This is a genomic window from Bradyrhizobium sp. CCGUVB23, assembly GCF_024199885.1.
Taxonomy (GTDB): domain Bacteria; phylum Pseudomonadota; class Alphaproteobacteria; order Rhizobiales; family Xanthobacteraceae; genus Bradyrhizobium.
Genome location: NZ_JANADQ010000001.1, coordinates 9,967,940 through 9,990,732, shown reverse-complemented (window position 1 = coordinate 9,990,732; position 22,793 = coordinate 9,967,940). Strand labels below are relative to the sequence as shown.

Below are 22,793 nucleotides of genomic sequence, written 5' to 3'. Positions count from 1 at the left end.
TCGCAGAGATTGCATAGCGCTCCCTTGTCAGGGCGCTTCCTCCCTTAAAAATCCTGCCCGCCCCGGTTGGCGGGCCTCTTTTTGGACCGCTGGGGCTCCGGCGCTGGTGCGCTCTCTTTCGGGGCCGATCAGACCGGCCAGCGCGTGCAGGGATGCCTGCCGGAGCGTGTCCAGCTCACGGCCTGCGGTCCGGCACTCCACAATCGACATCGATGCGGCCGCAAGCTCGATCGCGTTGCAGGCTTCGAACAGGCGAACGAGGCCAAGCGCGCTGGCGGCGCTGCCAAGCCGGTGCGCGCATTTCGCAAGCTGCGCGCGATCATCTGCGGCTGCGGCCCTGGCGATGTCGGTAGCGAGCGTCTCACTCGTCTCCTCGAGCAGCTCGCAGAGCTTGGCGATCTGCTGTGCGCCCAGCAGCTCTTTTTGATCGCTCAGGAAGCGCTCGTCGATCAGCGTGCCCGCGGCCAGCCGGGCTGTCTCCGATCCCTCTTGCGGATCGTCTTCGAGCGCGTCGCACAGGTTCTTGATCAGGATCGGCTTGCCGACGATCTTGTTGATCCCGGCACCGGCGAGGCGCTCGCGCGCATTCCGCGACACATCCGCGGTCACCGCAATGATGCGCGGTGTCTGCTGCAATCGAAGCTGGCGGATGCGCGCCGCGGCCTCCACGCCGTCCATGTCGGGCATGTGCAGGTCCATCAGGATGACGTCGAACGCCGCCTCGCGGGCCCGCTCGACCGCGGACGCGCCGTCTGTGGCAATCACGGCATGATGCCCGAGCCGCCCGAGCATGGCTTCGCCGATCTCGCAATTGACGGGATCGTCGTCGACCAGCAGCACGCGCAGCGCGCGCGACGGCGCGCGTGGAACACCCTGTGAGGTCGCTGACTCGACAAGTCCGAGCGGGACGGCGAGGTGGAACACGCTCCCGGAGCCTGGCGTGCTCTCCACCGTCACGTCCCCGCCCATCAACCGCGTCAGGCGGCGGGCGATCGCAAGTCCTAGCCCGGTGCCACCGAAGCGTCGTGCAATGCTGTCGTCGGCCTGCACGAAATCCTCGAAGATCCGCTCGTGCATGGCGGATGCGATGCCGATGCCGGTATCGGCGACAGACGCGCGCAGCAGCAGGGCATCCTGCTGCTGCGCGAGCGCGGCCTTGAGCGTGATGCTGCCCTTCGCGGTGAACTTGACGGCGTTGCCGATGAGATTGAGCAGCACGCGATTGAGCCGCACCGGATCGCCATGCACATGCGCATTGAGGCTCGCATCGCAAGACAGCTCGAATGCCAGCCCCTTCGCCACCGCCTGCGGACGCATCAGCTCAGCGGCCGTCTGGATGAGCTGATCGAGGCGGAAATCGCGGGTCTCAAGTGCTTCCGTGCTCGCTTCCAGCCGCGCATACTCCAGGATCGCATCGACCAATGCGATCAGGGTTTCGCCGGATCCGGCCGCAGTCGCGAGGTGTCGCCGCTGCGCCTCGTTCAGGCTGCCGTCGTCGAGCAGTTGCAACACGCCCATGACGCCGTTGAGCGGTGTGCGCAGCTCATGGCTGACGACGGCCAGGAAGCGCGACTTGGTCTCGTTGGCCTCTACGGCGGCGTTGCGCGCGCGCTCGGCGGCATCGTGCTCGGCGAGCGCATGATCGCGGGCCTTTTCGAGCTCGGCCGTGCGTTCTGCAACTTTGCGCTCCAGCGTCGCGTAGGAATCGCGCAAATGCGCGGCCATCACGTTGAACTGGTCGCCGAGCGCCTCCAGCTCGTCATTGGTCCTGATGGCAAGCCGTAAGGAGAGATCGCCGCTGCCGATCCGTTTTGCGCCCTGCGTCAGCATCTGGATGGGGACGGTCATGCGCCGGCTGAGCAGGAACGCCGCCAGAACGGCGAATGCGAGCATGGCGACCAGCAAGAACGTCGAGCGCCCGATGGAGGCGTAGATCGGCGCATAGGCTTCGCTGATCGGCAGCTCGACGAAAACGAGCCAGCCGAGCGGAGGGACGGTTGCGTAAGTCGACAACACGCGCCGTTGCGACAGGTCTTCCTTGACGAGTCCTCCCGCGGCGGGCGGGGTGCCGGCAAGCGCCGCCTGGACGTCGGGACGGCCGGAAAGATCGGTGTGGCGTAGCGCCGGCCACAAGTCCGGATGTGCGATCAACTGTCCCTTGCGGTCGACGACATAGGCCTTGCCGGTGCTGCCCACCTTGATCCTGGCGACGAGGTCCCAGATGAAGCGCAGATTGACCTCGGCGACCGTGACTTGCGGATCGTTGCCGCCGCCGAGAACGGCAAGCGTCATGAACGGCTCGGTATCGCCGAAGAAGTAGACAGGTCCGTAATAGATGCCGCTCGCCCTGGCGCCGAGAAAGGCCGGCGAGGCCGCAAGATCGGCTTGGCTGCCGACCTTGTCGGCGAGGCGGCGCGACACGCGGACCTGCTCGCGTCCGAGGGCATCGAGCGTTGCGATCTCGGCGATGGCGGGCGAGAGGCGGAAGAGGCGGATGGCGTTCAGCCGCTCGTCCTCCTGCGCCGACAGATCCGGCGGCAGACGCGACAGCCATCTGAGCTGGCTCTCGATCTGACCGATGAACTGGCCGATCTGGATCGCCGCCGATGCGGCCTGTTCGCGCTGGGTCGCCGCGAGGAGCTGCTGCTGCTCGCGGTAGGAGAACCAGACCTCGAGCGCGGTGTTGACGGCGAGCGCCGCGAAAGCAAGCGCGACGAACGAATAGAGATATTTGCGGAACAGCCGGCTCGGAGGCGTGCGCGAGGTGTCCTGGTCGGCCGGCTCGTTCACTCGCGGATCTCGTCGGCGCGGGCGAGCAAAGTGGCTGGCAGCTTCAGCCCCAGGGCATCGGCAGCCTTGCGGTTGATCAAAAGCTCGTATTTGCGCGGCGACTGCACCGGAAGGTCGCCGGCCCTGGTCCCGCGCAGGATGAGGTCGACATAGTCCGCCGAGCGCACCTCGAGGGAGGCGCCGTAGCTCATCAGCCCGCCGACGTCGATGAAATAGTGAAAGGGATAGATTGCCGGAACGCGGTGCTGCGCGGCGGCGGTGACGATGGCGCGCCGGTTGATGACCAGGAAGCTGTCGACGAGCGCGATCATCCCGCCCGCGGGCGCACCGGCGTAGCCGCGGATGGTCTGGTCGATTCCGGTTGCGTCGTTGATCGGCACCGGCGTGACAGTCACGCCCGTCGATGCGGCTTCGGATTCGATCGAGTCGAGAAAGAAGCGCCCTGCGCGCGGTGCGGTCTCCGGATTGAAAAGCACGCCGACGCGCTCGATGGCGGGAGCTGCTTCCCGCAGGAGCTGAAGCCATTTGCCGCCCATTTCGGCGGTGCTGTTGGTAAAGCCGGTGACGTTGCCGCCGGGGCGCGCGAGACTCTCGACGAAGCCGTTGCCGACGGGATCGTTGGCGGTGGCAAACACGATCGGGATCGTCTTGTTGGCCGCCGTCAGAGCTGCGGTCTCGATCGTCGACGAGGTCAGGATCACGTCCGGCTTGAGTGCTAGGATTTCCCGGATCGCAGCTTCCTGCTGCGCCGGGCCGCCGAAGCTCGAACGGGTCTCGTAGCGGACATTGACGCCTTCCACCCATCCGCGCTCGGTCATGCCCTGGATCAGCGCGCTCAGTCGCGAGGTCGCGCTCTCCGGCGCACTCCGGTTGGTCAGGGGATCGCCGAGCGGCAATCCGATCAGGGAGGCGACGACGCGGACCCGGTCCGGCGATGCGCCGAGCGCAAACCATCCCGCGGCCGATGCTCCGGCGAGGCGAATGAAGTTTCGGCGGTCGACCGCCACCGGGGCGAGGGGACGCGCGGACTGCCCGATCATGTAATGGGTTGCACGATGGCCTATTCCAGCCGGAGTGAATAGCGCGAAAGCGCCGTGATAACAAATGGTGGGGGATCGCGCCTGTGAATGTTCGTTCGCAGCTATCGGGGCGTGTCGGACGCCAAGTGAACCTAGAATACGATAATTCCGAATTCCGTCAATATGAATATTTTGGGTGACGCGAATTGCCCGGTGCTGGCGGGATTGGCCGGGCGGCGCACGCGATTTCTCATTTCGCGAAAACAACCCCATGCAAAGTAGAAATCGTAGCCCGGGTGAGCGAAGCGATACCCGGGATTCCGCGTGTGATCGTCCCGGTGTTGCTTCGCTCGCCCGGGCTACGGGCTTTCGGCTGATTTGCCTGCTCCGATCAAAGCGAACGGGCCCTCGGTTGCACGTCCGGAGGGTTTCTGGTACGTTTGAGGTGCGTGCCTCATTTTTCTTCCTTGAAGGCTGAAGCCGACGGCGCCGCGACCTCCGTTGATCCGGAGCCGGGCTTCGTTGGTCCAGTGGCGGGGGAAACAGGGCGATTGCGTAAATGACATGAAGAGTTGGCCGCGATCGACGGTCAACCGCTTAAAAGGGAGGGATGTATGCAGCGTCTCTTGGTTGCAGGTGTATCCGTTGCGTTCGCGGTCGCGCTGGGTCTCGGCTCGGCCAACGCGGCGGACAAGAAGGTTCTGGCCTTCGTCGTCAACGGCGCGTCCGACTTCTGGAAAATCGCCGAGGCCGGCGTGAAGAAGGCGCAGGGCGAACTGCCCAATTTCGAGCTTCAGTTCAAATACCCGGAACAGGCCGCGGCTGCCGTGCAGCAGCGGGTGATGGACGACCTCGTCGCGGCAGGTGCTGCCGGCATCATGGTCAGTGCCGTCGATCCCAAGAACCAGACCGAGCAATTGAACAAGGTCGCCTCGCAGACGGTGCTGTTCACCACCGACAGCGACGCTCCGGCCTCGAAGAGAGTGGCCTATATCGGCTCGTCGAATACCGATCTCGGCAAGGAAGCCGGCAAGCTGATGCTGAAGGCGCTGCCGAGCGGCGGCAAGTGTGTCGGCTTCGTCGGTCTGCCCGGCGCCGACAACGCCCGCGAGCGCATCGAGGGCGTCAAGGAGACGATCAAGGGCTCGAAGGTCGAGCTCGTGGACGTCCGCGGCGACGAGATCGACCAGACCCGGGCCAAGCGAAACGTCGAGGACATCCTCGCCGCCATGCCCGACGTCAGCTGCCTCGTCGGCTTCTACTCCTACAACACGCCGCGCATCTACGAGGTGCTCAAGGAGGCCGGCAAGCTCGGCAAGATCCAGATCATCGGCTTCGACGAGGATCCGATCACGCTCGGCGGCGTCAAGGAAGGCAGCATCGCCGGCACCGTCGTCCAGCAGCCGTTCGAGTGGGGCTATCAGGGCATGAAGCTGATGGCCGCCTACATCGGCGGCGACAAGTCGGGGATTCCGGCGAACGGCATTATCATCGTTCCCGGGAAGGTCATCGACAAGGCGAACGTCGACGACTTCATGGCCTCGATGAAAGCGATGCTCAAGAAGTAGGAGTGTCAGCGCTGCTCGCAGCCGCCAATGCCTGAGCCGTTCCTCGAGCTGGTCGACATCAGCAAGACCTATCCCGGCGTGGTCGCCCTCGACCACGTCGACCTCAAGGTCGCGCCGGGCGAGGTGATCGCGCTGATCGGCGAGAACGGCGCAGGCAAGTCGACCTTGATGCGCGTGCTCGGCGGCGTCGTCGAGCCGAGTGGCGGCCTGATCCGGGTGGATGGCGTCGAGCGGGGCTGGTTCACCGTGGCGGAGGCGATCCAGGCCGGAATCGCCTTCGTCCACCAGGAACTCAACCTCTTCGACAATCTCGACGTCGCCGGCAACGTCTTCATCGGCCGCGAGCCGGTGCATGGTGGGCCGCTCAGGCTGATCAACCGGCAGGCTCTCTATGCAAAGGTGCGACCGCTGCTCGAACGGCTGGGCGCCGATTTCGAACCCGACGCGCCGCTCGCCGAGCTGTCGCTCGCCCAGCGCCAGCTCGTCGAGATCATGAAGGCGCTCTCGCTCGATGCGCGCCTCGTCATCATGGACGAGCCGACCTCGAGCCTGACCTTGACCGAGACGGACCGCCTGATACGCGTCATCGCGGGCCTCAAGGCCGACGGCGTCAGCATCATCTTCATCACGCACCGCCTCAACGAGGTGATGCAGTGCGCTGACCGCGCGGTGGTGCTGCGCGACGGGCGCATGGTCGGCGCGCTGACCCGAGCAGAGCTCTCGCCGGCGGCGATGATCCGCCTGATGATCGGACGCGACCTCAAATCGCTCTACGTACCGCCGGCAGCGCCTCCGGGCGAGGCCGTGCTCGACATCGTCGAAGCCGTCACCGGCACCTATCCGGAGCGCGCCGTCAGCCTGTCGGTGCGCCGCGGCGAGATCTTGGGGCTTGCCGGCCTCGTCGGCTCGGGACGCACGGAACTCGCGCGGGCCATTTTCGGCGTCGATCCCTTGCGCGGTGGCGCGATCAGGCTCGAGGGCGAGCCGATCCGCATTGCCAGCCCGCGCGCCGCGATCGAGCACGGTATTTATCTCGTCCCGGAGGACCGCAAGAGTTCCGGCCTCCTGCTCGACTTCTCGATCGCCGAAAACATCTCGCTGCCGGATCTGTCCTCATATCTGCGCCTCTGGCTCGTCAACACCGCGCGCGAGACCGAGAACGCCCGTCGCCAGCGCGAGCGCCTCAAGATCCGCGCGCCCGACGTCGAAACCGCGGTCGGCTCACTGTCCGGCGGCAACCAGCAGAAGGTCGTGCTCGCCAAATGGCTGTCGATGCGGCCGAAAGTCCTGATCTTCGACGAGCCGACGCGCGGCATCGACGTCGGCGCCAAGCAGGAGATCTACGACATGCTGCGCCGCCTGACCGATGCGGGCGTCGCGGTCCTGATGATCTCCAGCGACATGGAGGAGGTGATCGGGGTGAGCGACCGCATCGCCGTCATGCATGAGGGGGCGATCTCGGGTTTCCTTGATCGCAGCCAGTTCAGCGAGCACAATGTGCTGCAACTGGCGGTCGGCCACACAATTTGAGGCGAGGGGACCTTGAACAAGAAAGATCTGAGCCTCCTGATCCTGATCCTCGTGGTCGGTGCGGTCGTCACCTTCATCAACCCGCGTTTCCTCCTGGTCGGCAATCTCTCGAACACCGCCAACCAGGTCGGGATGTTCGGCATCTTTTCGATCGCAGAAGCCTTCGTCATCATCATCGGCGGAATCGAGCTCTCGGTCGGCTCGGTCATCGCGCTGTTAGGGGTGCTCTTCATCGACCTTATCGTCAATCACGACGTCAACTGGATGCTCGCCTTTGCCGCGATCATCGCCGGTGGGCTCGCGATCGGCCTCGTGCACGGCACGCTCGTCACCCGGATGCACATCCAGCCTTTCGTGGTGACGCTGTGCGGACTTCTGATCTATCGCGGCGCAGCGCGCTACTATACCGAGGACGCCACCGCCGGCTTCGGCTTCGGCGCGAGCTTTCCGACGCTGGAATGGCTGACCGCGGGCCGCACCAATGTGCTCGGCTTTCCCTTGCCGCACAGCGTGGTCGCGCTCTTCATCGTCGCCGCCATCGCCTGGGTGCTGCTGCACCGTTCCGTGTTCGGCCGCTATCTCTACGCCGTCGGCAAGAACGAGGAGGCGGCGCGCTATTCCGGCATCCGTTCCGATCGCGTCGTGATTTCCGCCTACATCATCTGCGGGGGGCTGACCGCGTTCGCCGCGATCCTGATCGCGATGTACACCCGCTCGATCTCGCCGGCGGTGCACGGCTCCTTCTACGAGCTGTACGCGATTGCCGCCGCCGTGCTCGGCGGCTGCTCCTTGCGCGGCGGCGAGGGCTCGATCATCGGTGTCGTGCTCGGCACCGTGCTGCTCCAGGTGCTGCAGAATCTCGTCAATCTCCTGGGCATTCCGAGCTCGCTGAATTTTGCCGTCATGGGCACGGTGATCCTGATCGGCGTGCTCGGCGACCAGTATCTCATGCAGCGTCGCCGCGCGACGACGGCGAAGGCGCGGCCGCAGGCGAGCGTTGCAGCAGCGCCGCTGGAGCGGGCGAACGCGGAGTGAAATAGAGGTTAGTACTTCGCGTCCTCGAGGCCACAAAAGGGATCAACGGGACTGTTCCGGTTCCAGGGATGTCGTCCCATCAACAGGTCGATGACGGCTGCCTGCATCTCGTCGATCGTGCAATAGGCGTTGATGTAGACGGGCACGCGGGGCGCGTCATAGAGGTGATAGGGATAGCCGAACGAGACCATGATGGTCGGAATGTCGTGCCAATAGCGCCGCATGGCACCGACGAAATCGCCGCCAAGCCGTGCCCAATCGAGGAAAATGCGCCCGCGCGTAAGCAACGTCTCTTCTCCAAGGAGATAGAGGACGAGATCGAAACCGGCCGGATCGACCGCGGGCTGCTGGGTGTGCAGCGTAACCTCGAATCCCTCCCTGGCCAGCATATCCGGCAGGCTGAATTCGTGCGGTGAGTCATGAAGCGGACTGATGATTCCGCCGGATATTACCAGCACGCGCCGATGCCGCCGCGGACTGATGGGCAGGAGGCCCAGAGTGTCCTTGACCAGGGTCGGCGCCCGCCGCAAGGCCGCGTCGGCGATGACCTTGTCGGAAGCCCGCGCAATCGCTCCGGTCGGCCCAACGGTTGCCATCTCGTGGAGACCGAGCGCCGCCTTCAGAGCGAGGACACGCAGCACCGCGTCCTCGAACCGTTCGGCCGGCAGGCGGCCATCCTCGACAGCCGCGCGCACCTCCGCCATGTCTTCCTCCGGCGCGCGCGAGAACAGGATCATGTCGCACCCACCGGCGATGATCTGCGACTTGGCCGCGCGGATGCGGCACCAGGAGGTGAGGCCGGCCATCTCGCTGGCATCCGAGACGATCAGGCCGTTGAAGCCGAGCTTGTGACGAAGCAGCTCGATATTGAGAAGCCTGCTGATGGAGGCCGGCCTGAAAGCCTCGACGCCCGGATCGGATAGCTGGCTCCTGACGTACGCAGGCAGCGCAATATGGGCGGACATGATGGAGAGCACGCCGGCGTCGATCGCCGCGCGATAGAGCCTGCCGAACGTCGCCTCCCACTGCTCCATGGAGAGCGGATTGATCGTGGTGAGCAGATGCTGGTCGCGGTCGTCGTAGCCTTCGCCGGGCCAATGCTTGGCGGTCGCGGCGATGCCATGCTTTTGCAGGACCTCGATGTGGGGCAGCGCATGACGGCGGATCGTTTCGAGATCGGAGCCAAAGCTTCGCGTGCCGACGATCGAACTGCGAAACGCGTGATTGATGTCGATCACCGGAGCGAATGACCAGTTCACGCCGAGGGAGACGGCCTCCTCGGCAATGATACGCGAGATATCCGCGGTCACCGCGGGGTCATCGATCGCCGCGAGTGCGAGCGGGTTCGGCAGCTGTGTGCCAAAGGGAAGGCTCATGCGCGAGCCTTCCAGATCGGCGCTGACCAGGAGCGGGATCGGTGCGGCCTTCTGAGCGGCCACTAGTCGCGCGCGCTCGGCCTCGCCATCGCGACCGAAGTACCGCGTGATTCCGCCCGGTCGCAATCGCGTGAGCCTGTCGAGCTCACCGGGATCGGTGCCGCGCGACAGAAGGTTGAAGAGCTGAGCCACTTTGTCTTGCAGGCTCAGCGCGCGATAGGTGGTCTCGACCCACGCGACGGCGCGCGCATCGAGACCAAAGGGCGCACGAGAGAGAAAGGACGTATCCATGTGCGGGCTCATCCCATCCTCGGCAAGGTGGATCGCTCGATCAGACCCAGCCGCCATCCACGACGTAATGCTGCGAGGTGCAGGCCGAGGCTTCGTCGGAGGCCAAAAACACCGTCACCTTCGCGATCTCGTCCGGCATCAGCTTGCGCTTCAGGCACTGGCGCTGCATCAGCTCTTCCACGCCTTCCGGCGTCAGCCATTTCGTGACCTGGCGCTCGGTCATGATCCAGCCGGGCGCGATTGCATTGACGCGGATGTTGTAGGGGCCGTAGTCGCGCGCGAGCGAGCGGGTGAGGCCGATCACGCCGGACTTGCTGGCGGTGTAGGCGGCCATGCCGCCTTGTCCTGCCATCCAGGAGACCGAGCCGAAATTGATGATGGCGCCGGCATTAGCCGCCTTCATGTCCGGCAGGACCGCCTGCGCCGCGAAGAACTGATGCTTCAGATTCACGGCGATGCGGTCGTCCCAATATTCCGGCGTCACCTCCTCGGTCGGATGTCGCTCGTCATGCGCGGCATTGTTGACGAGGATGTTGATCGGGCCGTGCGCCTTGCGGGCTTCCGTGACGCCGGCGCGCAAGGCCGCGATATCGGTGAGGTCGACATGCCAAAAATGTGCCGCGAGGCCCTGGTCAGCAAGCTCGCGCGCCAGCCGCGTGCCGTCATCGGCCTTGATATCGAAGAACACGACGACGGATTTTTGCTGCGCAAAGCGCCGCACGATCGCTTCGCCGATGCCAGACGCGCCGCCCGTGACGAGAACGACCTTGCCTGCAAGGTCCGGATAAATGGCGGCCATGATTGTCCTCCCGGCACTATTATCCGGGCAGCGCTCGCCCGGCAAAAACGACTCGCCAGGAACCTTAGCCACACCGTCGGTGAGGTGCATAGATCAGAATTTTAGTTGCGTACCTCAAAAAATGAGGGCAGCATTGCCCAACGACATAAGCAAGACCAAAACAGTCGGGAGGAATGCTGATGAGGCTGCTCAGGAAGCTGGGACTCGCTGCTACCGCATGGCTTCTCGCGCAAGGCGCGGCGATGGCCGACACCACGGTGAAATGGCTCCACATCGAGGTCAATCCCGCGCAGGTCAAGATCTGGGAAGAGGTGGCGCGGGCCTATGAGGCCTCTCATCCCGGCGTCAAGATCGAGATGCAGTTCCTCGAGAACGAGGCGTACAAGGCGAAGCTTCCGACCATTCTCCAGTCCAAGGACCGGCCCAACATCATCTACAGCTGGTCGGGCGGCGTGTTGAAGGCACAGATCGAAGCTGATGTCCTCGACGACATCACCGACCAGGTGAAGGGTTATTCCGACACGCTGACGCCGGCGGCGCTTGCCGCCTTCAGCAGGGATGGCCGCGTCTACGGCTTGCCGACGGCGCTGTCGCAGGTCGGCTTCCTCTACAACAAGGAACTGATGGCGAAGGCTAATGTCGATCCGGCCTCCATCAAGACCTGGGACGATCTGCTCGCGGCGGTGAAGACGCTGAAAGCCGCGGGCGTGACGCCGATCGTCGTCGGCGGCGCCGACAAATGGCCGCTACATTTCTACTGGACGCACCTTGCGGTGCGGATCGGCGGCAAGCCGGCCTTCGATGCCGCGCTGCGCGGCGAAAACGGCGGCTTTGCCGGCGAGACGTTCCAGAAATCCGGCGAGCTGTTCAAGCAGCTCGTGGACCTCCAGCCGTTCCAGAACGGCTTCCTCGGCTTCAAGAATCCGCAAGCCGTAGGCTATTTCGGCGACGGCAAGGCGGCGATGACGCTGGCGATCAGCAGCGTTTATCATCTCCAGCGCGCACTTGCCGCCGACAAGGTGGGCCTCGGCGAGGACAAGATCGGCTGGTTCGATTTCCCGGTGGTGCCCGGCGGCAAGGGCGCGCCATCAGATACGCTCGGCGGCATCACCGGCTGGCTCGTCACCAAGGGCTCGCCGAAGGAGGCGGTCGACTTCCTCAAATACTTCGTCTCAAAAGACGTGCAGACGCGCCTTGCCGCAGGCAACTATATTATTCCCGTGGTGAAGGGCGCCGAGGTCGGGCTCAACAACGCGTTCATGAAGCGCATCGCGGACAATCTCGCGAAATCGAACTACCACCAGAACTTCTATGACCAGAGCCTCGGTCCCTCCGTCGGTCGCGTCGTCAACGACGTCACGGCGGAGATTGCCGGCGGCAGCATGAGCCCGCAGGACGCGGCCAAGGCGATCGAGGCAGCCTGGAAGCAGGGCAACTGACCGTGGCGCGGCGGATGGCGACATCGCCCGCCATGGACGCGGTCGAGCCCGCGATTGCGCCAATCGCGGCGCGCGGACCGAGCTGGGACGGCCGGCTCACCGTGCTCGTGCTGTTCCTTCCGCCGGCGCTGCTGCTGTTCACCCTGTTCGTCGTGGTGCCGATCGGGGAGGCGGCTTGGTATTCCGGCTTCAACTGGAACGGTTTTGGCCGGCCGACCAACTGGATCGGGCTCGACAACTACCGTTTCGTGTTTCAGACGCGCGCCTTCTGGCTTGCGCTGCGCAACAACGGCCTGATCATCGCGGTCTCGTTGCTCGTCCAGTTACCGCTGGCGCTGACGCTCGCGCTCATGCTCGCCGAGCGCTTCCGCGGTGCGGTCGCGCTGCGCATGCTGTTCTTCATGCCCTACATCCTCGCCGAGATCGCGACCGGGCTGATCTTCTCATTCGTTTATGACGGCGATTACGGCCTCGTCGCCTCGATCTGGCGCGCCTTCGGTAGCGAGGCCCCGCATCTGCTTGCCTCGACCGACACCGCGATGCTGGCGGTGCTGATCGTGATCGTCTGGAAGTACTTTGGCTTCCACATGATGCTTTTCATCGCCGCGCTCCAGAGTCTCGACAAGAGCCTGATCGAGGCGGCGCGCATCGACGGCGCAACGCGCTCGCAGACGCTGCGCCACGTCGTGATTCCCTTGCTCTATCCGACCATTCGCCTCTCGGTATTCTTCGCCATCATAGGGTCGTTGCAACTGTTCGACCTGGTGATGCCATTGACGCGCGGGGGGCCGGCGGATTCCTCGAATACGATGGTGAGCTTCCTCTACAACAACGGCATCTCGCGCATGCGGGTCGGCTTTGGCAGCGCCATCGGCGTCATCCTGTTCATGACCTGTGTCACCTTCGCCTTCACCTACAAGCGATGGTTCATGCGCGATGAGTAATGTCGAGATCACCCGCGCGCCGTTCGATCCCGCCGTGTTGTACAAGGCGCTGTTCCTCAGCCTTGTCGCGATCTTCGTCGCGGTGCCGCTGCTTGCGACCGTGCTCGGCGGCTTCAAGACGCTCGGCGAGTTGCGCGTCAATCCGTTCGGTCTGCCGCGGCACTGGGAATGGCAGAACTACGCCGACATCCTGTTCTCGCAGCGCTACTGGCAGCTCCTGCGTAACTCTCTCATCATATCGACGCTGACGGTGACCCTGACCCTGATCGTCGCGTCGATGGCGGCATTCACCTTCGCCCATGTCCGGTTCTACGGCAGCTCGATGCTGCTGAGCTATTTGACGCTGGGACTGTTGTTTCCGGCCGCAACCGCCGTGCTGCCGCTGTTCATCAAGGTACGCGATCTCGGGCTGCTCGATACCTATCTCGGCGTCGTGCTGCCGCAGGTCGCCTTCAGCCTCGCCATGAGCATCCTGCTGCTCAGACGCTTCTTCAAGGATATCCCCTACGAGCTGCTCGAGGCGGCGCTGGTCGATGGTTGCAGCTACATCAAATTCTTCCGCTACGTGACGCTGCCGCTGTCGCGGCCGATCCTGGCCACCGTCGGCACCATCACCTTCGTCAATAGCTGGAACGCCTATCTGTTGCCGCTGGTGATGCTCAACACCGATGCGCTGTATCCATGGCCGCTCGGCATCATGGTCTACCAGGGCGAATACTCGTCGGAGTGGCACCTGATCCTCGCCTTCATCACCCTGACCATCCTGCCGACGATCATCCTCTTCCTCTTGGCGCAGAAGCACATCGTCGCCGGTCTCACCGCAGGCGCAGTCAAGGGATGAACGACACTTCACGGAGACAAGAATGAGAAAAGTCGGCATCGGCATCATCGGTTGCGGCAATATCAGCACCGCGTACCTCAAGGCTTCGCAGCGCTTCCCGGTCCTCGATGTCAAGGCGCTCGCAGACATGCGCAGCGAAGTGGCGGAAAAGCGCGGCGCCGAGTTCGGGCTGCCGGGGATGCGCGTCGACCAGCTGCTCAAGCGCGACGATATCGAGATCGTGATCAATCTCACGGTTCCGCTCGCGCACACCGACGTCAGCCTCGCGGTGCTGAACGCAGGAAAGCACGTTCATTCCGAGAAGCCGCTGGGCGTCAACGTGGCCGAGGCGCGGAAGGCGATGGATCTCGCCGCGCAAAAGAACCTGCGCGTCGGCTGCGCGCCCGACACCTTCCTCGGCGGCGGCCATCAGACCGCGCGCAAGCTGATCGACGACGGCGCCATCGGCACGCCCGTCGCGGGCAGCGCGTTCTTCATGTGCCCCGGCCACGAACGCTGGCATCCGGCCCCGGGCTTCTATTACTTGCGCGGCGGCGGGCCGATGCTGGACATGGGGCCATACTATATCACCGACCTCGTGCAGCTGCTCGGCCCCGTCGCGAGCGTGATGGGCTCGACCGCGCGGCCGAAATCCGAGCGTCTCGTGACCAGCCAGCCGATGAACGGCCAGATGATCCCGGTCGAGGTCGCAACCCACGTGGCCGGCACGCTGGAATTCGAAAGCGGCGCCGTGGTCTCGATCGCCATGAGCTTCGACGTGCCGAAGCACCGGCATACGCCGATCGAGATCTATGGCGACAAGGGCAGCATGCTGGTCCCCGATCCCAACCGCTTCGGCGGCGAGGTGCAGGTGGCGAAGACCGGCGGCGAGTGGGAGACAGTGCCGCTGACCCACGGTCATGTCGAAGGTGAATTCCGCTCGATCGGCGTCGCCGATATGGCGAGCGCCATCGTCACCAACCGGCCGCACCGCGCCAGCGGCGCGCTCGCCTTCCACGTCCTGGAGGTGATGGAAGCGTTCCAGACTTCCGCCGATGAGGGGCGCCGCGTCAAAATCGAGAGCCGCGCCGAGCGGCCGGCGATGTTGCCGGCCGGACGTGAGACCGGACAGATCGACTGAGGATGATGACAATGCGCAAGGCAATGATCGTTTGGGGTGGCTGGCCGGGACACGATCCTGATCTCTGCGCCTCGATGATACGAGGTTGGCTGAAGCAGGAAGGCTTCGAGGTCCGCATCGAGACCACGACGGCGGCGTTCGCCGATCCCGCGATCCACGATCTCTCGCTGATCATTCCGATCTACACCATGTCGAAGATCGAGAAGCCGGAGGCGCTCAACCTCTGCGCGGCCGTGCGCGGCGGCGTCGGGCTCGCGGGCCATCATGGCGGCATGTGCGACGCCTTCCGGGAATCGGTCGACTATCAATTCCTCTGCGGCGGCCAGTGGGTTGCCCATCCCGGCAACATCATCGACTACAGGGTCGACTTGACGAAGCCGGACGACCCCATCATGAAGGGCCTGAAGAGCTTCGAGCATCGATCCGAGCAGTATTACATGCATGTCGACCCTGCCAACGAGGTGCTGGCCACGACGACGTTTTCCGGCGAGCACGCGCCCTGGATCGAGGGCGTGGTGATGCCGGTGGTCTGGAAGAAGCGCTACGGCGAGGGCAGGGTGTTCTATTCCTCGCTCGGCCACCGTGCCTATGAACTCGACGTGCCCGAGATCAGGACCATGATGATCCGCGGCATGTTGTGGGCGGCGCGCGGATGACGGGCGGCGAGATACATCCGGCCATGCGCGCGACGCTGGAAGACGTCGCGCGCATGGCCGGAGTGTCGCTCGCAACGGTCGATCGCGTCGTCAACCGTCGCGAAGGCGTGCGGGCCAAAACGGTGGCGCGCGTGGAGGCGGCGGTCGCAAAGCTCGGCTACCGCGCCGATATCGCCGCCGCACGGCTCGCCCGTGGCCAGACATTTCGCTTCGCCTTCGTGCTCCCGACCGGCAGCAACAGCTTCATGACCAACTTGACCGAGCAGGTGCAGCGCACCGCGGAGTGGCTCGCCAGCCAGCGCGGATTCATCGATATCCTGCACGTCGACGTGCTCGATCCGGACGTGCTGGCCCACACGCTGGAGGAGCTGTCGCCGGCCTATCACGGCGTCGCCGTCATCGCGCTCGATCATCCTCGGGTGCGCGCGGCGATCGATGATCTCGCGGCCCGCGGCGTTGCCGTGGTGACACTGGTCTCGGACGCGCCGAGCGCGCGGCGCCTGCACTATGTCGGCATCGACAATCCGGCCGCCGGTCGCACGGCCGCAACCCTGATGGGACGTTTCCTGTCGGGACGCAAAGGCAGCGTCGCCGTCATTGCCGGCTCGCTGTCGCTACGCGATCACACCGAGAGACAGTTTGGCTTTCACCAGATTCTGACGAGCGAATATCCGGATCTGGTTGTGCTGCCGGTGCTGGAGGGGCGCGACGACAGCGAGCGCACGCGCGTCCTCACAGCAGAGCTCTTGTCGCGACGGTCCGATCTGCTTGGCATCTATTCCTGTGGCGCAGGCAATCGCGGCATCGCGGAGGCGCTGGAAGCCTCGGGTCGTGCCCGCGATGTGGTCTGGATTGCCCACGAACTCACCCAGTTCACGGGGCGCTTTCTGGTGCGCGGCACCATCGATGCGATCATCAACCAGGATCCCGGCCACGAAGCGCGCTCCGCTGCGCGCGTCTTGCTCGCGCATTGCTCGGGCGAGCCGATCAGTGCCGACCAGGAGCGTATCCGCATCGACATCTTCTTGCGGGACAATCTGCCGTAGCCGGGCACCTCAGCGCCGGATCGTGACGTCCGCCGATGGCCGCCGGTGTTCCCAGTCCGCGCGCTCGAGCTCGGGACGATCGAGCTCGGCCTCGGGGTAACCGATGCAGAGATAGCCGATGAATTTCCAAGTCTCCGGCACGTCGAGAATCTCGCGGACGCGGAGCGGGTTGAGGATCGACACCCAGCCGATACCGATGCCGTCGGCGCGCGCGGCGAGCCAGGCCGAGACGATGGCCGCGACGACCGAATAGTCGAGCGTCTCCGGCATCGTCGCGCGGCCAAGGCCATGTCCGGTCTTGCAGGCGTTTTCTGAAAACACCGCCAGATGCCCGGGCGCCTCTTCGAGGCCAGCTAGCTTGAGCGCGGCATAGCGCGCGGCGCGCTCGCCGGAATAGGCTTTGAGCGCATCGGCATTGCAGAGCTTGAAGTCGTCGACAATAGCGCGGCGCCGTGCCTCATCCTCGACGATCACGAAGCGCCAGGGCTGGCTGAGCCCGACCGATGGCGACAGGCAGGCGATGTCGATCAGCCGTTCCAGCGTGCCCTCGGGCAGCGGATCTCTACGGAAGCGCCGCACGTCGCGCCGCCAGACGAAGAGCTCGCGCAATTGCCGACGAAAATCGTCGTCGAAGGAGACCATCAGGAGGCCGCGTGAAACAGCGAGGCGGCCATCAGCAGGATGGCGGTCTCGGCGACTTGCTCGTAAGCACCGAGTATATCACCGGTCTGCCCGCCGACCTGCCTGATCGCGAGCCACGCGATCAGCAGTCCGAGAAAGGCGAGCAGGATCACGGCAAGGATCGCCTTGCCCGGGCCAAAGCCGATCGCGAGCACGATGGCACCAAGGCCGAGCGCAATGGCGGCGTTCGGGCCTGCCGGCCGGCCGGCGCCGGCGGACAATCCATCCGTCCGCGCCGGTGGCACCAGCGCCATGAACAGCGGCAGGCCCGCGCGCGCGGCCACATGCGCAAGCAGAAGCGCGATCAGGACCGCGCGCGGCGCGGCAATGGCCGCGAGCGCGCTCCAGCGCAGGCCCAGCGACACGATGAGTGCGCAGACGCCAAAACTACCGATCCGGCTGTCGCGCATGATCTCGAGTCTTCGCGCGCGCGTACCGCCGCCGAGGCCGTCGGCGGTATCGGCAAGGCCATCCTCGTGCAGCGCGCCGGTGATGATGATCGTGCTCGCAAGCGCCAGCATCGCGGCCGGTGCCGGTGTCACGCCGACTGCAGAAGCGATCGCATAAACGGCGGCACTGAGGAGACCGACCAAGAGTCCCGCGACCGGCAGTGTCCAGCCCGCCCGCGCAATGTTGCCGTCGCCGACCGGCGTCGACGGGCCTAGCGGCAGGATCGTGGCGAGTGACAGGCCGATGCGCAAATCCTTGACGATGGTGGCGAGTTGCTTGCGGTCGGTCATGGCTTCACTTGACCTTCATCGGTAGCCCCGAGACCACGAACTCGACCTCATCGGCGACTTCGGCGATGGCCTGGTTGAGCAGGCCGGCCGCATCGCGAAAACTGCGCGCCAGCGCATTGTCCGGCACAATACCGAGGCCGACCTCGTTGGTCACGAGGATCACCGGGCTCTGTTGCCTGCGAAGTGCCGCAGCGAGCAGCGCAGCTTCGTTCGACCACTCGCGTCCGGCATGAAGAAGGTTCGAGAGCCATAGCGTGAGGCAGTCGACCAGCCGCGCGCCGCCGCCGTCGGTCGCATCGAGCACCGCCACGAGATCGAGCGGGGTCTCGCGCTCGATCCAGTCACCGCCGCGGCGGGCGCGGTGGTGCGCGATCCGCTCCACCATCTCCGCATCGAGCGCCTCCGCGGTCGCGATGTAGACGGGCCGGCCGGGAAAGCCGCGGACGCGCGCCTCGGCGCGCCGGCTTTTCCCGGACCTCGCCCCTCCCGTGATCAGGACAACCGCCATGAAACCTCCATTCTGACCGCACTAACCACCAATCGGGCGCAAAGACAAAGCCGAAATCGGCGGGCAGGGGCTTGCGCTGCGACGCAATTCTTGCGCATCAGGGCAGGCGAGAAGGAGATGTGACGTGGGCTTTGCCGGCGCGATGGCGGTAGCGATGACGGTGGACGCCATCTGGGGATGGCCCGCCGCATTGTTCGCGCGCATCGGCCATCCCGTGACCTGGATCGGCAGGCTGATCGCTCTGCTCGATCGCAATTGGAACAGACCGGCGGATGCACCCGAAACGCGGCGCATGGCCGGCATTGCCGCCGCGCTGCTGGTGATTGCGCTGTGCGCTGCCATCGGCTGGTTGGTGCAAAGCTGGCTCATTCCCGGATGGAGCCGCGCCGTCCTGCTCGGCATTCTGGCCTGGCCGCTGGTCGCGCTGCGCTCGCTCCATGATCACGTTGCTGCCGTCGCGCAGCCGTTGCAGTCGGGCGACTTAGAGGCGGCGCGGCTTGCGGTCGCGCAGATCGTCGGCCGCGATCCCGCGTCCCTCGATGAGGCCGGGATTTCGCGCGCGGCGCTCGAGAGCCTCGCGGAGAACGCATCCGACGGCATCGTGGCGCCGGTATTTTGGGGCGCGCTGCTGGGCCTGCCCGGCATCTTTGGCTACAAGGCAATCAACACGCTGGATTCCATGATCGGTCATCGCTCCGAGCGTCATCTCTGGTTCGGCTGGGCGGCCGCGCGCATCGACGACGTCGCCAATTTCATCCCGGCGCGGCTGACGGGCCTGTTGTTCGCGTTGGTGACAGCGCACCCCACAGTGGTCTTGTCCTGCATGTCGCGCGATGCAAACCGCCATCGCTCGCCCAATGCCGGCTGGCCGGAGGCGGCAATGGCCGGTGCGCTCGGCGTGCGCCTGAGCGGGCCACGCAGCTATCATGGCGCCGTGACCGACGAACCCTGGCTGAACGAAGGCGCGCGCGATCCGCTCGGCGCCGATATCGGCCGGGGATTGCGGCTCTATGTTCGCGCGATGCTGCTGCTCGGCGGCTCGCTCGCGGCACTGGCTTTGATCTAGCGAGGCGGTGATGCGCGAACATGGTGGCAATCTCGATGCAGCGGTGCAGCGGTTCGGCGGGCGCATCGAGGGCTGGATCGATCTGTCGACCGGCATCAACCGGCAGCCTTATCCGGTGGGTGAGATCGAACCGCATGCCTGGCGCGCGCTGCCGTCGCGGTCCGAGATTGAAGCGCTTCACGATGCCGCGCGGCAGGCCTATGCAACAGAGGCGCCGCTGCTCGCCATGGCCGGCGCGCAGGCGGCGATCCAGTGTCTGCCGAATCTTTCGCGCAAGGGCCGCGCGCGCATTCTCGCGCCGACCTACAACGAATACGGCGGGGTGTTGTCCGCCGCGGGCTGGGACGTTGCCGAGGTCTCAGGTCTCGACGCGCTCGCGGGCGCCGATCTTGCCGTCGTCGTCAATCCCAACAATCCCGACGGCCGGCGCCACGGCAAGGCCGATCTGCTTGCCCTCTTGCCGCGCGTCGGCCGCCTCGTGATTGATGAGAGTTTTGCCGATGCGCTGCCTGAGCTGTCGCTCGCGCCAGAGGCGGGGCAGGACGGTCTTCTGATCCTGCGCTCATTCGGCAAGTTCTACGGGCTGGCCGGCTTGCGCCTTGGCTTTGTGCTCGGCGCGGACGCGGACATTGCCGCGCTCTCGGCGATGGCGGGACCGTGGCCGGTCTCGGGCGCTGCGATCGCCGTCGGTCGGCGCGCGCTGCTTGATCGCGAATGGGCCAGCGCAACGACGGCACGGCTCGGCCACGACTGCCTGCGGCTCGACGCCGAGGCGACGGCGCAAGGATGGCGGCTGGTCGGGGGCACGCCGCTGTTCCGGCTCTACGATGTCGGTGATGCGCTTGCTGCCCAGGACAAGCTCGCGCGCGGCCGGATCTGGTCACGCGTCTTCAGCCAGCAGCCGGGATGGTTGCGTCTGGGGCTGCCGGGTGATGAGGCGGAATGGTCGCGCCTCGTCGCCGCGCTTGCGGGCTGACGCTCAGCGCGCCAGCGCGAGCAGGCCTTCGACATCAAGATGCGTCTCGATGTGATCGGCGAGCGCGTCGAGCGCGCTCTCGACCCGTGCCTGATAGGGTTGATCGGCTGAGGGAATGTCGAGCTGCGCAAGGAACGCTTTGCGAAAATGATCCGACGTGAACAGGCCATGCAGATAGCTGCCGTGCACACGCCCATCGCCGGAAATCGCTCCTTCCGGTGCGCCATCAAGCATGGCGAAGGGGCGCGCGCGATCCGGCCCATCGGTGCGGCCGATGTGGATTTCATACGCGTCGATCGGCGCGCTCGTCGCCGCATGTCGTGCAACCACGCGGGTGAGCGTCTTCTGCGGCGACATCACGGTGGTCACATCGAGAAGGCCGAGGCCGGCCGTCTCTCCGGCCGCGCCCTCGATGCCATCAGGGTCATCCACGCTGCGCCCGAGCATCTGGTAGCCGCCGCACACACCGAGCACGTGACCGCCGCGGCGGTGATGTGCGAGGAGATCGATGTCCCAGCCTTGCGCACGCAAGAACGCGAGGTCGCCCCGCGTCGATTTCGAGCCGGGAATGATGACGAGCTGCGCGTCGCCGGGGATCGCTTCGCCCGGGCGGACCATCACGAGGTCGACGTTGGGCTCGAGCTTGAGCGGGTCGAGATCGTCGAAATTGGCGATCCGCGACAGCGCCAGGAACGCGATCTTGCACTGACCGGGCTTTCGCGCGTCGCCCAATCCCAGTGCATCCTCGGCCGGCAATTCGCCGGCGCGCGCGAACCAGGGCAGCACACCAAAACCGCGCCAGGATGTCTTGGTTTCGATCAGCCGATAGCCATCGTCGAACAGCGTGGGATCGCCGCGGAACTTGTTGATGACAAACCCGCAGATCATCGCGGCATCGTGAGGATCGATCACGGTCTTGATGCCGACGAGCTGCGCGATGACGCCGCCGCGATCGATGTCGCCAATCAGCACGACCGGGACATCGGCCTTGCGGGCGAAGCCCATATTGGCGATGTCGGCCTTGCGCAAATTGACCTCGGCCGGGCTGCCGGCGCCTTCGACCAGAACGAGATCGGCCCGCGCCTTCAGCCGTTCGAAACTCTCGAGCACGGCACCCATCAGCGAAGGTTTCATCGCCGCGTAGTCGCGGGCGCGTGCCGTCGCGATGCGCTTGCCCTGCACGATGATTTGCGCGCCGACATCGGTCTCGGGCTTGAGCAGCACGGGATTCATGTCGGTGTGCGGCTCGACGCCGGCGGCGAGTGCCTGGAGCGCCTGCGCGCGGCCGATTTCGCCGCCGTCGACGGTGACGGCCGCATTGTTCGACATGTTCTGCGGCTTGAAGGGGAGCACGCGCAGGCCCCGGCGCTTTGCGGCACGCGCAAGGCCCGCAACGACGAGCGACTTGCCGACGTCCGAGCCCGCTCCCTGGATCATCAATGCGCGCGCCATCGACGTCTCAGAACTCGACGCCGGCTTGCGCCTTGATGCCGGAGCGGAACGGATGTTTCACCAGCGTCATCTCGGTGACGAGGTCGGCGATCTCGATCAGCTCGTCCTTGGCGTTGCGCCCGGTGAGGACGACATGCGTCAGCGGCGGCTTCTGCGTTTTCAGGAAGTCGACGACCTCGCCGATGTCGAGATAGTCGTAGCGCAGCGCGATGTTGATCTCGTCGAGCACCACCATGCGCAGGCGTTCATCGGAGATCAGCTCCTTGGCCTTCTCCCAGCCGGCGCGCGCGGCTGCGATGTCGCGGGCGCGATCCTGCGTCTCCCAGGTAAAGCCTTCGCCCATCGCATGGAACTGGCAGAGATTGCCGAAATGCCCGGTGAGCAGGCGCCGCTCGCCGGTATCCCAGGCGCCCTTGATGAACTGGACCACCGCGCAAGGCATGCCGTGCGCGACACAGCGAACGATCATGCCGAAGGCGGAGGACGATTTGCCCTTGCCCGCGCCGGTATGGACGATGATCAGCCCCTTTTCGCCGCTCTTGGTCGCCATGATCTTGTCGCGGGCGACCTTCTTCTTCGCCATTTTCGCGGCGTGCCGGGCATCGGTTTGCTCCACCGCTGGGGTATCCGGTTCAGGCGTCATCTGAAATGGTCCTTCGGCTTGACAAGTGGCGGCCATGGGCAAATGGTGGGCCGGCGTTGGTTCCTGTCCTACGACAGGCGAAGAGGGAATGCGATAGGGCTCGAATCGGCAAGATTCGTGTTCGAAAAGCAGCCGCCCCCGCGACCGTGACCGGAGAGATGCCCGAAGCCACTGATCCCATGGGATCGGGAAGGCGGGGATCGAAGGGATAAAACCCTGCTCCGCAAGCCGGGAGACCTGCCAGCGCGAATGTTTTGGACCGGCGGACGGGGT

Annotated in this window: 20 protein-coding genes and 1 riboswitch; of the genes, 11 read left to right on the top strand and 9 right to left on the bottom strand. The window is 65.2% G+C overall.

Annotated features, from left to right (window positions below; genetic code table 11):
- Nucleotides 1-27: 27 nt before the first annotated feature.
- Nucleotides 28-2,790, bottom strand: a complete 2,763-nt coding sequence (locus NLN62_RS47025; RefSeq protein ID WP_254113201.1) for a hybrid sensor histidine kinase/response regulator — start codon at nt 2,788-2,790, stop codon at nt 28-30.
- Nucleotides 2,787-3,830, bottom strand: a complete 1,044-nt coding sequence (locus NLN62_RS47020) for an ABC transporter substrate-binding protein (RefSeq protein WP_254113199.1) — start codon at nt 3,828-3,830, stop codon at nt 2,787-2,789. Before NLN62_RS47020 ends, NLN62_RS47025 begins: the two co-directional genes overlap by 4 nt.
- A gap of 593 nt (nt 3,831-4,423) precedes the next feature.
- On the opposite strand from NLN62_RS47020, the gene NLN62_RS47015 reads away from it, so the two are divergent.
- From NLN62_RS47015 to NLN62_RS47005, 3 genes are read left to right on the top strand one after another with little or no spacing between them, the layout of a single operon-like run.
- Entirely contained in the window at nt 4,424-5,377 is a 954-nt protein-coding gene (locus NLN62_RS47015; protein WP_027521123.1) for a sugar-binding protein, read from the top strand.
- Between the two features lie 27 nt (nt 5,378-5,404).
- On the top strand, nt 5,405-6,907 hold the full coding sequence (locus NLN62_RS47010) for a sugar ABC transporter ATP-binding protein (RefSeq protein WP_254113198.1): 1,503 nt from the start codon (nt 5,405-5,407) through the stop codon (nt 6,905-6,907).
- A gap of 12 nt (nt 6,908-6,919) precedes the next feature.
- Nucleotides 6,920-7,942, top strand: coding sequence for an ABC transporter permease (locus tag NLN62_RS47005; protein WP_027521121.1), 1,023 nt, complete (start codon nt 6,920-6,922; stop codon nt 7,940-7,942).
- 8 nt (nt 7,943-7,950) lie between these two features.
- Here NLN62_RS47005 and NLN62_RS47000 read toward each other — a convergent pair whose 3' ends face one another.
- Nucleotides 7,951-9,609 (bottom strand): glycoside hydrolase family 3 protein, encoded by a 1,659-nt coding sequence (locus NLN62_RS47000; protein WP_254113197.1) that lies wholly within the window; start codon nt 9,607-9,609, stop codon nt 7,951-7,953.
- A 40-nt stretch (nt 9,610-9,649) separates the two neighbouring features.
- Complete coding sequence (locus NLN62_RS46995; protein WP_254113196.1) at nt 9,650-10,408, bottom strand: SDR family NAD(P)-dependent oxidoreductase; 759 nt, start codon at nt 10,406-10,408, stop codon at nt 9,650-9,652.
- Between the two features lie 179 nt (nt 10,409-10,587).
- Here NLN62_RS46995 and NLN62_RS46990 point away from each other — a divergent pair, with 179 nt between their 5' ends.
- From NLN62_RS46990 to NLN62_RS46965, 6 genes are read left to right on the top strand one after another with little or no spacing between them, the layout of a single operon-like run.
- A complete protein-coding gene (locus tag NLN62_RS46990) occupies nt 10,588-11,847 on the top strand; it encodes an ABC transporter substrate-binding protein (protein ID WP_254113195.1) in 1,260 nt (419 codons plus the stop codon).
- A 2-nt stretch (nt 11,848-11,849) separates the two neighbouring features.
- Complete coding sequence (locus NLN62_RS46985; protein ID WP_254113194.1) at nt 11,850-12,791, top strand: carbohydrate ABC transporter permease; 942 nt, start codon at nt 11,850-11,852, stop codon at nt 12,789-12,791.
- Nucleotides 12,784-13,632, top strand: a complete 849-nt coding sequence (locus NLN62_RS46980; RefSeq protein ID WP_035661108.1) for a carbohydrate ABC transporter permease — start codon at nt 12,784-12,786, stop codon at nt 13,630-13,632. The genes NLN62_RS46985 and NLN62_RS46980 overlap by 8 nt, the downstream gene beginning before the upstream one ends.
- A gap of 22 nt (nt 13,633-13,654) precedes the next feature.
- Nucleotides 13,655-14,752 carry a Gfo/Idh/MocA family protein gene (locus tag NLN62_RS46975; RefSeq protein WP_254113193.1) on the top strand — a complete coding sequence of 366 codons (1,098 nt, stop codon included), beginning with the start codon at nt 13,655-13,657 and terminating at the stop codon, nt 14,750-14,752.
- Nucleotides 14,753-14,763: 11 nt separating this feature from the next.
- Entirely contained in the window at nt 14,764-15,408 is a 645-nt protein-coding gene (locus NLN62_RS46970) for a ThuA domain-containing protein (protein WP_027521114.1), read from the top strand.
- Nucleotides 15,405-16,454, top strand: a complete 1,050-nt coding sequence (locus NLN62_RS46965; protein ID WP_027521113.1) for a LacI family DNA-binding transcriptional regulator — start codon at nt 15,405-15,407, stop codon at nt 16,452-16,454. The genes NLN62_RS46970 and NLN62_RS46965 overlap by 4 nt, the downstream gene beginning before the upstream one ends.
- A gap of 9 nt (nt 16,455-16,463) precedes the next feature.
- On the opposite strand, the gene bluB is transcribed toward NLN62_RS46965, so the two are convergent.
- Genes bluB through cobU form a run of 3 tightly spaced genes read right to left on the bottom strand, consistent with a single transcriptional unit; the run spans nt 16,464 to nt 18,383 of the window.
- A complete protein-coding gene (gene bluB, locus NLN62_RS46960) occupies nt 16,464-17,096 on the bottom strand; it encodes a 5,6-dimethylbenzimidazole synthase (protein ID WP_027521112.1) in 633 nt (210 codons plus the stop codon).
- Nucleotides 17,096-17,875, bottom strand: coding sequence for an adenosylcobinamide-GDP ribazoletransferase (gene cobS, locus NLN62_RS46955; protein ID WP_254113192.1), 780 nt, complete (start codon nt 17,873-17,875; stop codon nt 17,096-17,098). The genes bluB and cobS overlap by 1 nt, the downstream gene beginning before the upstream one ends.
- Before the next feature lie 4 nt (nt 17,876-17,879).
- Nucleotides 17,880-18,383, bottom strand: a complete 504-nt coding sequence (cobU, locus tag NLN62_RS46950; protein WP_254113191.1) for a bifunctional adenosylcobinamide kinase/adenosylcobinamide-phosphate guanylyltransferase — start codon at nt 18,381-18,383, stop codon at nt 17,880-17,882.
- 124 nt (nt 18,384-18,507) lie between these two features.
- Here cobU and cbiB point away from each other — a divergent pair, with 124 nt between their 5' ends.
- Together cbiB and cobD are read left to right on the top strand one after the other, a co-directional pair.
- Nucleotides 18,508-19,449, top strand: a complete 942-nt coding sequence (gene cbiB, locus NLN62_RS46945) for an adenosylcobinamide-phosphate synthase CbiB (protein WP_254113190.1) — start codon at nt 18,508-18,510, stop codon at nt 19,447-19,449.
- A 10-nt stretch (nt 19,450-19,459) separates the two neighbouring features.
- Nucleotides 19,460-20,425, top strand: a complete 966-nt coding sequence (gene cobD / locus NLN62_RS46940; RefSeq protein ID WP_254113189.1) for a threonine-phosphate decarboxylase CobD — start codon at nt 19,460-19,462, stop codon at nt 20,423-20,425.
- A 3-nt stretch (nt 20,426-20,428) separates the two neighbouring features.
- On the opposite strand, the gene NLN62_RS46935 is transcribed toward cobD, so the two are convergent.
- Both NLN62_RS46935 and cobO read right to left on the bottom strand, forming a co-directional pair.
- Complete coding sequence (locus NLN62_RS46935) at nt 20,429-21,877, bottom strand: cobyric acid synthase (protein ID WP_254113188.1); 1,449 nt, start codon at nt 21,875-21,877, stop codon at nt 20,429-20,431.
- Nucleotides 21,878-21,884: 7 nt separating this feature from the next.
- Nucleotides 21,885-22,520 carry a cob(I)yrinic acid a,c-diamide adenosyltransferase gene (cobO, locus tag NLN62_RS46930; RefSeq protein ID WP_035661105.1) on the bottom strand — a complete coding sequence of 212 codons (636 nt, stop codon included), beginning with the start codon at nt 22,518-22,520 and terminating at the stop codon, nt 21,885-21,887.
- 40 nt (nt 22,521-22,560) lie between these two features.
- A riboswitch (cobalamin riboswitch) is annotated at nt 22,561-22,780 on the top strand.
- Nucleotides 22,781-22,793 lie beyond the last annotated feature (13 nt).

Bases quoted from the DNA above. Each gene is read 5' to 3' on its own strand.
- NLN62_RS47020 (WP_254113199.1), bottom strand. From the start codon at position 3,830: ATGATCGGGCAGTCCGCGCGTCCCCTCGCCCCGGTGGCGGTCGACCGC.
- NLN62_RS47015 (WP_027521123.1), top strand. From the start codon at position 4,424: ATGCAGCGTCTCTTGGTTGCAGGTGTATCCGTTGCGTTCGCGGTCGCG.
- NLN62_RS47010 (WP_254113198.1), top strand. From the start codon at position 5,405: ATGCCTGAGCCGTTCCTCGAGCTGGTCGACATCAGCAAGACCTATCCC.
- NLN62_RS47000 (WP_254113197.1), bottom strand. From the start codon at position 9,609: ATGGATACGTCCTTTCTCTCTCGTGCGCCCTTTGGTCTCGATGCGCGC.
- NLN62_RS46995 (WP_254113196.1), bottom strand. From the start codon at position 10,408: ATGGCCGCCATTTATCCGGACCTTGCAGGCAAGGTCGTTCTCGTCACG.
- NLN62_RS46990 (WP_254113195.1), top strand. From the start codon at position 10,588: ATGAGGCTGCTCAGGAAGCTGGGACTCGCTGCTACCGCATGGCTTCTC.
- NLN62_RS46980 (WP_035661108.1), top strand. From the start codon at position 12,784: ATGAGTAATGTCGAGATCACCCGCGCGCCGTTCGATCCCGCCGTGTTG.
- NLN62_RS46975 (WP_254113193.1), top strand. From the start codon at position 13,655: ATGAGAAAAGTCGGCATCGGCATCATCGGTTGCGGCAATATCAGCACC.
- NLN62_RS46970 (WP_027521114.1), top strand. From the start codon at position 14,764: ATGCGCAAGGCAATGATCGTTTGGGGTGGCTGGCCGGGACACGATCCT.
- NLN62_RS46965 (WP_027521113.1), top strand. From the start codon at position 15,405: ATGACGGGCGGCGAGATACATCCGGCCATGCGCGCGACGCTGGAAGAC.
- bluB (WP_027521112.1), bottom strand. From the start codon at position 17,096: ATGGTCTCCTTCGACGACGATTTTCGTCGGCAATTGCGCGAGCTCTTC.
- cobS (WP_254113192.1), bottom strand. From the start codon at position 17,875: ATGACCGACCGCAAGCAACTCGCCACCATCGTCAAGGATTTGCGCATC.
- cobU (WP_254113191.1), bottom strand. From the start codon at position 18,383: ATGGCGGTTGTCCTGATCACGGGAGGGGCGAGGTCCGGGAAAAGCCGG.
- cobD (WP_254113189.1), top strand. From the start codon at position 19,460: ATGCGCGAACATGGTGGCAATCTCGATGCAGCGGTGCAGCGGTTCGGC.
- NLN62_RS46935 (WP_254113188.1), bottom strand. From the start codon at position 21,877: ATGGCGCGCGCATTGATGATCCAGGGAGCGGGCTCGGACGTCGGCAAG.
- cobO (WP_035661105.1), bottom strand. From the start codon at position 22,520: ATGACGCCTGAACCGGATACCCCAGCGGTGGAGCAAACCGATGCCCGG.